The organism is Tateyamaria sp., from assembly GCF_059783535.1.
Genome location: NZ_JBYNDP010000103.1, coordinates 3,337 through 13,488 on the forward strand (window position 1 = coordinate 3,337; position 10,152 = coordinate 13,488).

The 10,152-nt window shown below is 59.1% G+C and carries 10 protein-coding genes; 4 read left to right on the top strand and 6 right to left on the bottom strand.

Going from position 1 to position 10,152, the window contains the following annotated elements:
- The first annotated feature begins 56 nt into the window (after window positions 1-56).
- Window positions 57-662 (top strand): OmpW/AlkL family protein, encoded by a 606-nt coding sequence (locus AC6RA8_RS16795; RefSeq protein ID WP_500354150.1) that lies wholly within the window; start codon window positions 57-59, stop codon window positions 660-662.
- A 14-nt stretch (window positions 663-676) separates the two neighbouring features.
- Here the strand turns inward: AC6RA8_RS16795 and AC6RA8_RS16800 are convergent, their stop codons facing one another.
- The 6 genes from AC6RA8_RS16800 to AC6RA8_RS16825 form a co-directional block, all read right to left on the bottom strand.
- A complete protein-coding gene (locus AC6RA8_RS16800) occupies window positions 677-2,143 on the bottom strand; it encodes an AMP-binding protein (protein WP_500354151.1) in 1,467 nt (488 codons plus the stop codon).
- Window positions 2,140-2,397 carry a hypothetical protein gene (locus tag AC6RA8_RS16805; protein ID WP_500354153.1) on the bottom strand — a complete coding sequence of 86 codons (258 nt, stop codon included), beginning with the start codon at window positions 2,395-2,397 and terminating at the stop codon, window positions 2,140-2,142. Before AC6RA8_RS16805 ends, AC6RA8_RS16800 begins: the two co-directional genes overlap by 4 nt.
- Window positions 2,398-2,414: 17 nt before the next feature.
- Complete coding sequence (locus tag AC6RA8_RS16810) at window positions 2,415-3,578, bottom strand: isovaleryl-CoA dehydrogenase (RefSeq protein ID WP_500354154.1); 1,164 nt, start codon at window positions 3,576-3,578, stop codon at window positions 2,415-2,417.
- 79 nt (window positions 3,579-3,657) lie between these two features.
- Window positions 3,658-4,380, bottom strand: a complete 723-nt coding sequence (locus AC6RA8_RS16815; protein WP_500354156.1) for an EF-hand domain-containing protein — start codon at window positions 4,378-4,380, stop codon at window positions 3,658-3,660.
- A gap of 154 nt (window positions 4,381-4,534) precedes the next feature.
- A complete protein-coding gene (locus AC6RA8_RS16820) occupies window positions 4,535-5,734 on the bottom strand; it encodes a DegT/DnrJ/EryC1/StrS family aminotransferase (RefSeq protein WP_500354158.1) in 1,200 nt (399 codons plus the stop codon).
- Window positions 5,735-5,814: 80 nt separating this feature from the next.
- The gene (locus AC6RA8_RS16825) at window positions 5,815-6,480 is read right to left on the bottom strand and encodes an HAD-IA family hydrolase (RefSeq protein ID WP_500354159.1); all 666 of its coding nucleotides are present in this window, start codon (window positions 6,478-6,480) and stop codon (window positions 5,815-5,817) included.
- A gap of 127 nt (window positions 6,481-6,607) precedes the next feature.
- Between AC6RA8_RS16825 and glmU the strand changes: the two genes are divergently transcribed.
- From glmU to AC6RA8_RS16840, 3 genes are all read left to right on the top strand, one after another.
- Window positions 6,608-7,963, top strand: coding sequence for a bifunctional UDP-N-acetylglucosamine diphosphorylase/glucosamine-1-phosphate N-acetyltransferase GlmU (gene glmU / locus AC6RA8_RS16830; protein ID WP_500354161.1), 1,356 nt, complete (start codon window positions 6,608-6,610; stop codon window positions 7,961-7,963).
- Window positions 7,964-9,784 (top strand): glutamine--fructose-6-phosphate transaminase (isomerizing), encoded by a 1,821-nt coding sequence (gene glmS, locus AC6RA8_RS16835; protein WP_500354163.1) that lies wholly within the window; start codon window positions 7,964-7,966, stop codon window positions 9,782-9,784.
- Window positions 9,781-10,152, top strand: a 372-nt coding sequence (locus AC6RA8_RS16840) for a DNA alkylation repair protein (protein WP_500354165.1), incomplete at its 3' end; no start/stop codon positions are given. The genes glmS and AC6RA8_RS16840, both read left to right, overlap by 4 nt.

Sequence of the window (10,152 nt, forward strand, 5' to 3'; positions counted from 1 at the left end):
GAAAATGCTGCGCGCGCATAACGTGCGCAGGAACTCAAAAACAGGTGAAAAAAGAGATGAAACACACCAGTAGATTCGTGATCGCCGCCTGCGCCGCCCTGGCCCTTGCCGGAGGCGCATCCGCTCAATCGCAAGGGGACTGGACCCTTGGTGTCGGTCTGGGTGGGGTTTTCCCCGACTCTGACAATGGGACCGTTGCCTCTCAAACCGCAGATGTCGATGATGGCTATGCGCTGACCATTACCGGTGAATACTTCTTTGCCGACAACTGGGGCATCGAGCTTTTGGCTGCGACCCAGTTTAAACACGACGTATCCTTGTCCACTTCGGGCGATATCGGGTCGGTCAAGCACCTGCCCCCGACCCTGTCGGTCAACTATCACTTCCCCACTGACACCGCTTGGAAGCCGTATCTGGGCATCGGTGTGAACTACACCACCTTCTCGGATGAATCCTCGCGTCTTGGCGACCTTGAGCTGGATGACAGCTGGGGTGTGGCCGTGCAGGCCGGTGTCGACTATGCGATCAGTGATCGTGACGCGTTCCGTGCCAACATCCGTTGGATCGACATCGACAGTGACGTGACCCTGGACGGCGCAAAGGTTGGCACCGCCGAGATTGACCCGATCGTCCTGAACTTCGCCTACGTGCGGCGCTTCTAAGTCCAAGGCACGCATCAATCCTGCACCTCGCGGGTTGCGCGCGCCTTGAGCTCTTTGCGAATGACCTTGCCCGTGACAGTCATGGGCAAGGCATCCAGAAATTCAATTTCCCTTGGATATGAATAGTTTGCGAGCCTCTCTTTCACGAAGGCTTGCAGAGAGCTCGCGTCCGGTTGCGTGCCCGGTTTTGGTACAACATAGGCTTTGACAATCTCGGTTCTCAGTGCATCGGGCTTGCCCACGACACCGACAGTCGCGACGTCCGGATGCGTCAGCAGGCAGTCTTCAATCTCGGCCGGTCCAATACGATAACCTCCCGACGTGATGACATCGTCATCGCGTCCAACAAACCGGATGTCGGGCCCATCTTGTTGACCACGATCCCCGGTCAGCATCCATTCGCCTCGAAACTTGTCCGCCGTCGCCTCCGGTCGCTGCCAATACTCAAGCATCATTGAGGGAGCGCCGCGCTTGACCGCTATATCGCCCTCACCTTCTGTTATGTCGCCATCTTCATCGATGATCGCCACGTCAAAGCCGGGCACCGGGCGGCCCATGCACCCGGGCTTGGTCTCGTATTGCGCGGCGCAGGATGTCACCACCATGTTGCATTCCGTCTGGCCGTAAAACTCGTTGATCGTGACACCCAGCGCGTCCCGACCCCAAGCCAGCATTTCCGCGCCCAATGGTTCACCACCGCTGGCAACCGACCGCAATCCGTCAATCCGGGCGCCCTCCGCCTTCAACATGCGCATAGCTGTGGGGGGGAAAAACACATTCCGTACAGAGGCTTGATCGATGGTTTTCAGGCAGCCTTCCACCGTGAACTTTGACATACGTGCCGCAACAACGGGCACGCCCAAGGCCAACGCTGGCATCAGCACGTCAAAGAGACCACCGATCCACGCCCAGTCCGCCGGCGTCCACAAACAATCACCCGGTTGGCCCAGCTCATCATGGCTGAGCGAGACACCGGGCAAGTGGCCATCCAGAACCCCGTGCCCATGCACTGCACCCTTCGGGCTACCCGTCGTACCTGACGTGTAAATCAGAACGGCCGGTGTATTGGACGTCGCAGGTGCAAAGGGTACAGGATCACCCGGAATACCTGCCTGAGCAGCTTGCCAGCATTGCGCCAATTTTCCGACCAGCGCCTCACCCTCCGGATCCGTCAGCACCAAGGAAACAGCTGCATCGTTGATACGGGACCGCAAGGCATCATGCTTGAATAACTTGAACAAAGGCACTGAAATCGCGCCGATTTTCCAGATTGCCAGATGGGCCGCGGCGCACCAAGGCGACTGGGACAACAACACGCCGACGCGATCACCCTGCTTCACCTCAGCTTGCAATGCCCGGGCCAACCCATCCACCATCTCGGACAAATCGGCATAGGTCACGTCGATACGCCCAGTTGGCGCGAGTTCAATGATTGCGACCTGTTCGTCAGGATGCTTCAGACACTGGGCCGCCATATTCATGCTCCGCCCTCCTGATCAACGACGGAGACACGCCCCCACCTGTCCACGGCATACAGTGATGCACCGCACCGCACAAAGAAGACGGCATTGTCATCACCGGGCCATCCCACGCATTCGCGGCGGTCGCCGCCATGCTTTGCCACATGTGCGTCGGCCACAGCCTCGATCACACCGCTGGCGTCCACGCTCACTTGCCGCTGACCCAGCCAAAAGCCACCGAGCGCGGCCAGAACAACCAAGGTGGCTGTTGTCATGACAACCTGGCGCGGCATCACATCATGGCCGAAACCAGTTCACGCCCCACAAGCATGCGCCTGATCTCTGATGTTCCCGCACCAATCTCCATCAGCTTTGCGTCACGGAATATCCGGGCAACAGGCGCATCATTCAGGAAGCCTGCACCGCCCATGGCCTGAACAGCCTGATGCGCCTGCTTCATTGCTTCCTCGGATGCATATAGGCAGCAGGCGGCTGCATCCTGTCGGGTGACCTCGCCACGATCACAGGCCTTGGCGACCTCATAGACATAGGCCCGGGCCGAGTTCATTGCGGCATACATGTCCGCGATCTTGCCCTGCATCAGCTGGAAGTTCCCGATCGGCTGGCCGAACTGCTTCCTTTCGGACACGTAGGGCATGACCTCGTCCAGACATGCCGCCATGATGCCCAGCCCGATCCCGGCAAGAACAACCCGTTCATAGTCCAAGCCCGACATCAAGACGGCCACACCATGCCCCTCTTGCCCAAGAATGTTTTCGAATGGGACCTCGACATCTTCAAAGATCAGCTCGCCCGTGTTCGAGCCGCGCATGCCCAGTTTGTCAAAATGTGGGGATGTGGAGAACCCGACCATGCTGCGTTCGATCAGGAATGCGGTCATGCCTCGGGCACCGGCGTTCGGATCAGTCTTGGCGTAGACAACCAGCGTATCGGCGTCTGGCCCGTTCGTGATCCAATACTTCGTACCGTTCAGGATAAAGCGATCATTGCGTTTCTCGGCATGCAGCTTCATCGACACAACATCCGAACCGGCACCAGCTTCGGACATCGCCAGCGCGCCAACATGTTCCCCGCTGACCAATCCGGGCAGGTATTTTGCTTTCTGCTCGGGCGTTGCATTCAGCTTGATCTGGTTCACGCAAAGGTTCGAATGCGCGCCGTAGCTGAGAGAGACCGAAGCACTTGCCCGCGCGATTTCCTCCACAGCAACCGTATGGGCGAGGTACCCCATGCCTGCCCCGCCGTCTTCCTCTGCCACGGTGATACCGAGCAGACCAAGCTCACCCATCTCGGGCCAAAGTTCAGGCGGAAAGCTGTTGTCCGTATCGATTTGGGCCGCCATCGGCTTCACACGATCCTGCGCCCAACGGTGAACCATATCGCGCAGTGCGCCGATCTCGTCACCCAGATCGAAAGTCATTGATGCGTGGAACATGGGTCCTCCCCCGATATTCGCCCGTAAATTGAACGCACGTTCAATAATAGCGAGGAAGGATTTCAGTGTCGAGTCCCGGTCAGTGGTCGACGAATTCCCGAAGACTCACGCGGCCATCACCGTCGGCATCGAGGAACTCGATGATCTCTGGCGCCTTGGCCGCGCTTTGCATGCCGATCGCGGCGCGGCATTCAGCACTCACCTTGGCCTCATCCAGACGATACGCCGCTTCCAGCTCGGCCAATGTCACGAATCCACTGTTGTCTGTGTCCGCCTCGACAAAGTCGCTGGCGCGTTGGCGCTCATAGGACGCGATGTATTCCTTCAGCGTCACTTCCCCGTCGCCATTTGCATCATAAAATTCCATGTGTCCGTCGGCCAGTTTCTCGGGTGTCGCTGCCCATCGTTCTTCCCATTGCGTGCCTTTGCACGCTGCCGGAACGTCTGCTCGGGCAATTTGATCGGCCATATCCGCCACCAGTTCGGCGTAGTCGACGATACCGTCTCGATTAGCGTCCAAGGACCGAAAACCGCCTTTGAAGTCAGTGTTCGCGGCCGCACCGGCCAAGGATACCGCAATTAAAACAGAAGCAGTTATTGCAGCCGGTGCACCGGCAATGATGAATTTACGCCACATGGGAACCTCATTGGATAAAAGATGAGGCACGGCATCTTCTGCAATCAGCCTGCGCAGCGCAGCACTCATGGATTCGCCTCGCGCAGCCGCACGGGCTGAAAAGGCGGATTTTTCACTCAGGCTCACCCGAACTTCGAGGGTTTCAGATTTCTTTTCTGTACGCATGGTTGATAACTTTTGGTCAATGTCGTGCTGCCGTCATAAGCCGCACGGAATACACCAAATGCTATCACCAGCGTGCCGGGACGCACGCCAATTCGTGTCCGGACAAAGCGTTTGAGCCTGCTAGAGCGGCGCCCATCCGCCTATTCAGCCGCGTTCAGGCCGTCATGCGATTGTTGATACGGGTGACTTCGTCCCGAATGATCCGAGCTATCAAGGCGCAGTCTTCCAGACTGAAAGTCAGTGGAACACGCATGTCCACAATGCCCGCCAGCACCCGATCACTTGCTGCCATCGGTTTTGACGGCGCATAGCGCCAGCTGTCATAGCGGCTCGTGAATGCAACGGGTTCTGCTGCGCCAAACCACTTCAATTCAACACCGCGCGCAGCGCATTGGCTGATCACCTCGCGCACCGCTGATGCAGCCCAATCCAGCAAAAGGAACTGAATAGATGACCCAACAATTGTTTCTGCCTTGGGACGGTCGATCACGGTCAGGCCAGGCGTCTCGCGCAACCCGTCCTCAATTGCATAGTAGCGGTCGTTCCAACGCTGACACTGCGTTGCAAGATCGGCAATCTGAGGTCGCAGTATTGCCGCGCGCAGGTTGTCCATACGCCCCGAGATGTTGGGCGTGTGGTATTTGATATCGTCGAACACCTCTTTCGGCGGGGCCGCCATATGACGCTCGAAGAGCATGTAACTGCCGGACAGCATCACAGCCTTGGCAGCAAGATGCGGGTCATCGGTGACCAGAAATCCGCCCTCGCCCGAGTTGACATGTTTGTAAGTCTGGCACGAATAGCACCCAATGGCCCCATGCCGCCCCGAGGCGACACCGTTCCATGCGGCCCCCATGGTGTGGGCGCAGTCTTCGATCACTGTTACACCTGCCGCGTTGCACATCGCCATCAGGCGGTCCATGTCGCAGATATGCCCGCGCATATGGCTAAGCAACAGCACCTTCGCCTCGCCCAGTTTGCCCTCGAGATCATCCAGATCGATGGTCAGGCTCTCGGTCACACCGACAAAGACAGGGACGGCACCGAGCGATGCAATCGCCCCGGGCACCGGCGCAAGGGTAAAGGCATTCGACAACACCTTGTCCCCTGCCTGCACTCCAACAGCCCGCAGGGCCGTTGCCATCGCATATCCGCCCGATGCCACGGCAAGGCAGTACTGCGCGCCAACCTCGGCCGCAAACTCCTGTTCCAGCAGTGCGGTTTCCGACAACTCGCCTTCGACCGTGTTGTATCGGTGCAAACGGCCATGCCGCATAACTGAAATCGCCGCCTCGATCCCCGCTTCGGGAATGGGCTCTTGCTGGGTGAAACTGCCGGTAAAATGCTCTGTCATGCGAGCGTTTGTGAGATGTGGCGCAGAACCCGTCAAGACATCCTGCCTTTATTTCATGTTCCGAAAGCGAACCTGCGGGATTACGCCAGTGGGCGCAGTGCCGCGACAACGCTGGGCAGAACAGCGTAGTCATCCAGCAATGCTTCAGGCTCCAAGGCCGCCATGTCTTCGCCAGACGGACCAAAGGTGACAAGGACCGAGGGCACACCAGCTGCGCGCGCTGTGTTCCGATCGGTGTCACTGTCGCCGACCAGGATGCAGGTCTGTTGGTCGACACCCAAACGACGTGTCGCCTCGAACAACGGTTCCGGATTGGGTTTGCGCACAGGCAATGTGTCAGCACCGACCAGGCTGCCGAAGGCGTCGCGCACCCCAAGGTCCTGCATCAATTGTTCGGCCAACCCTTCGGGTTTGTTCGTGCAGATACCGATGGCATAGCCCTGATCCGACAAGGCCGCGATGGCTTGCATAACGCCGGGGTAAAGAGTTGTGCGGCTGCTGATGTCAGCCGCATAGGCTTCGAGGAGTAGCGGGTAGTATTTGTCGACCACCGCATCATCCATATGCTCCACACGTGTCAGACCAGTGCGCAGCATCATACGCCCGCCCCGTAGCGCCACACCCGCATCATCCGGCCCCAGAACATCCCCCAGTCCCATGTCGCGAAAACAGTGATTGGCGGCGGCCAACAGATCCCCGCTGGTGTCCGCCAATGTGCCATCGAGATCGAAAATCACTGCCGCCATGCGTCGCCCCTTCCGGCGGATGACCGCCCGTTCCTGTTGCAAGCCGAAATCTTCTTTGATTGCCGCACGCTTGCGCCTTTACGCCCAGCGGATAAACAGGGCCAAACAAAAATACAAAGAGAAAGCCATGAGCGTTGCACTAATCATCCTGGCCGCGGGCAAAGGCACACGGATGAAATCGGACCTGCCCAAGGTCCTTCATCCCATCGCTGGTGCCCCGATGCTGCACCATGCGCTCAGGGCCGTTTCAGTGCTTGAACCTGCGCACACAATCGTGGTCGCGGGACATGGCAGCGATCAAGTGCACGCGTCAGCGATGGAATTTGACACAAGTGTTCAGGTGGTGATTCAGCAAGAGCAACTGGGCACCGGCCACGCTGTGGACCAAGCCCGCGAGGCGCTTGAAGGGTTTGACGGTGATGTGGTTGTTGTCTTTGGGGATACGCCCTTTCTGCAACCCGGCACCCTAACCCGTATGGTTGAGGCACGGCGCAGCCACGATGTGGTCGTGCTGGGCTTTGACATTGCCGAGGTGCAACCGCGCTATGGACGGCTTGTCATGGACGGCGACCGCCTGATCAAGATCGTCGAATACAAGGATGCCACCGAAGATGAACGCGCCATCCGCTTTACCAATAGCGGGTTGATGGCCTGCGACGCAAAGGTGCTGTTCGAGCTTCTGTCAGAAGTCACAAACGACAATGCATCAGGCGAATACTACCTTACCGCTGTGCCCGAGCTGGCAAATGCGCGTGGATTGAAGGTCACGGCAGTGAAGTGCGATGAGGCAGAAACACTCGGTGTCGACAGCCGCTCTGACCTTGCAGAGGCCGACGCCATCTTTCAGACCCGCGCGCGCGCCGAATTGCTGGACAGCGGCGTGACGATGATGGCTCCGGACACGGTTTACCTGTCCTTTGACACTGTCGTCGGGCGGGATGCCTTGATCGAACCCAATGTCGTCTTCGGCCCGAACGTGACCGTTGAAAGCGGCGCAACCATCCGCGCCTTTTCGCATCTGGAGGGATGCCACGTGTCGTGCGGTGCGATCGTCGGCCCCTATGCCCGCCTGCGCCCCGGCGCCGAACTGGCCGAAGATGTGCGGGTCGGCAATTTCGTCGAGGTCAAGAACGCAACGCTGGCCACCGGGGCGAAGGTGAACCACCTGTCCTATATCGGTGACGCATCAGTGGGCGAGGCCAGCAACATTGGTGCCGGCACGATCACCTGCAACTACGATGGCGTCATGAAACACCGGACCGAGATCGGCGCACGTGCCTTCATCGGATCCAACACGATGCTTGTGGCACCTGTGTCCGTCGGAGATGAGGCCATGACAGGCTCCGGGTCGGTCATCACATCCGATGTGGAGGATGGCGCTCTTGCCATTGCCCGCGCGCCGCAAGTCGAAAAACCGGGTATGGCGCGCAAACTCTTTGAAGTGTTGCGTGCCAAGAAGGCCCGTCAGAGCAGAGGCAGTTAAATGTGTGGAATTGTAGGCGTTCTGGGCGATCATGAAGTGGCCCCCATTCTGGTCGAGGCGCTGAAGCGGCTTGAATACCGCGGCTATGACAGTGCCGGGATTGCGACGATCAACGGTGGTGTCCTGGATCGCCGCCGTGCCGTTGGCAAGCTCGTGAACCTGAGCGACAAGCTGGTGCATGAGCCCTTGGCGGGGAAAGCTGGAATAGGTCACACACGCTGGGCCACCCATGGCGGTCCAAGCGAGGGCAATGCACACCCGCATCGCGCTGGCCCCGTTGCGGTCGTGCACAACGGGATCATCGAAAACTTCCGCGAACTGCGTGCCGAACTGGCCGACGCCGGGATCAGCTTTGAAACCGAGACAGACACCGAAACCGTCGCCCTGATGACGCATCACCATATGCAGCAGGGCGCAGAACCCGTAGAGGCAGCCTTCAAAACGCTGGATGCGTTGGAAGGCGCTTTCGCCCTCGCATTCCTTTTTGACGGTCATGACGATCTGATTGTCGCCGCGCGCAAGGGCTCCCCCCTTGCCATCGGTCATGGTGATGGTGAGATGTTCGTGGGCTCAGATGCCATCGCGCTGGCCCCGCTCACAGATCGCATCACTTACATGGAGGAGGGCGACCGCGCAGTCGTCACCCGCCAAGGGGTCGAGATACGGGATGCAAATGGCGCTTTGGCAAACCGGGCAATACGTCACATCCAGGTCGACGCCGCCCGCGTGGACAAGGCGGGGCACAAGCACTTCATGGCGAAGGAAATCGCAGAACAGCCCAATGTGCTGAACAACACGCTGGCCAACTACCTGGGCAGCGATGGCGAAATCACCCTGCCCGATCCCGGCATCGATTTTGCCAATATTGAACGACTGACGATGGTCGCTTGCGGCACCGCCTACTATGCATGTCTGACCGCAAAATACTGGTTCGAGCAGATCGCCCGCCTGCCAGTCGAGGTCGATGTTGCGTCCGAGTTCCGCTACCGCGAACCACCGATCCCGGGCAAAACGCTGGCCCTGTTTGTCAGCCAGTCCGGCGAAACCGCCGACACGCTTGCGGCATTGCGTTATTGCGAGGGCAAGGCGGACAAGATCGTATCGGTGATCAATGTTCCCGAAAGCTCGATTGCGCGCGAGAGCGACCTTGCCCTGCCGATCCATGCAGGCGTTGAGGTTGGCGTGGCTTCAACCAAGGCATTCACCTGCCAGTTGACTGTTCTGTTGATGTTGGCCCTGCGCGCAGCCCGCGACCGCGGCGAGATTGACGCCGCCACCTTCGCCGATCACGTGTCCGCTTTGCGCAGCTTGCCCGCCCTGATGACACACGGCATCGACCGAAATGCCGTGATGAAGCGTACCGCGCGCAAACTGGCTGAGGCGCGGGACATCCTGTTCCTGGGTCGTGGTGTCATGTACCCGCTCGCACTCGAGGGCGCCCTTAAATTGAAAGAAATCAGCTACATACACGCCGAAGCTTATGCATCAGGCGAGCTGAAACACGGTCCTATCGCGTTGATCGATAAACATGTTCCGGTGGTTGTCATGGCCCCCAGGGACGGGCTGTTCGACAAGACCGTTTCCAACATGCAAGAAGTTATGGCCCGCAAAGGCAAGGTTGTTCTGGTGTCAAATGCGGCTGGCATTGCTGAGGCCGGGGATGGCGTCTGGTCCGAAATCGCCATGCCGGACTGTCCGGACATCATCGCACCCATTCTCTATGCCCTGCCCGCGCAGTTGCTGGCCTATCACACGGCTGTCGCCAAGGGCACTGATGTGGATCAGCCACGCAACCTTGCCAAATCCGTGACGGTGGAATGACCCCCGAAGAAGCGCTCGACCAGATACAGGCGCATGCCGATGTCGAACGTGCGGCGGGCGCAAAAGCCTACCACAAGTCTGACCGGTTGCATTTGGGCGTGCCAAATCCAGTGTTGAACGACCTGTCCAAGCAGTGGCGGCAGACCCTGGACGTGCCAACGCGGGTCGCCTTGGCAGATGGGCTTTGGCAGACAGACATTTACGAGGCACGTGTGGCAGCCGCCAAGCTGCTGACACAAGCTCGGATCCGCCCCGACGAAGCTGTCTGGGCTCTGATCGTATCCTGGGTGCCCGACTTCGACAGCTGGGCCATCGCCGATCACGCCTGCATGGCAGGTCAAAAGCGGCTGGTCGCCGATCCAACGCGC

Bases quoted from the DNA above. Each gene is read 5' to 3' on its own strand.
- AC6RA8_RS16795 (WP_500354150.1), top strand. From the start codon at position 57: ATGAAACACACCAGTAGATTCGTGATCGCCGCCTGCGCCGCCCTGGCC.
- AC6RA8_RS16800 (WP_500354151.1), bottom strand. From the start codon at position 2,143: ATGAATATGGCGGCCCAGTGTCTGAAGCATCCTGACGAACAGGTCGCA.
- AC6RA8_RS16805 (WP_500354153.1), bottom strand. From the start codon at position 2,397: ATGACAACAGCCACCTTGGTTGTTCTGGCCGCGCTCGGTGGCTTTTGG.
- AC6RA8_RS16810 (WP_500354154.1), bottom strand. From the start codon at position 3,578: ATGTTCCACGCATCAATGACTTTCGATCTGGGTGACGAGATCGGCGCA.
- AC6RA8_RS16815 (WP_500354156.1), bottom strand. From the start codon at position 4,380: ATGCGTACAGAAAAGAAATCTGAAACCCTCGAAGTTCGGGTGAGCCTG.
- AC6RA8_RS16820 (WP_500354158.1), bottom strand. From the start codon at position 5,734: ATGACAGAGCATTTTACCGGCAGTTTCACCCAGCAAGAGCCCATTCCC.
- AC6RA8_RS16825 (WP_500354159.1), bottom strand. From the start codon at position 6,480: ATGGCGGCAGTGATTTTCGATCTCGATGGCACATTGGCGGACACCAGC.
- glmU (WP_500354161.1), top strand. From the start codon at position 6,608: ATGAGCGTTGCACTAATCATCCTGGCCGCGGGCAAAGGCACACGGATG.
- glmS (WP_500354163.1), top strand. From the start codon at position 7,964: ATGTGTGGAATTGTAGGCGTTCTGGGCGATCATGAAGTGGCCCCCATT.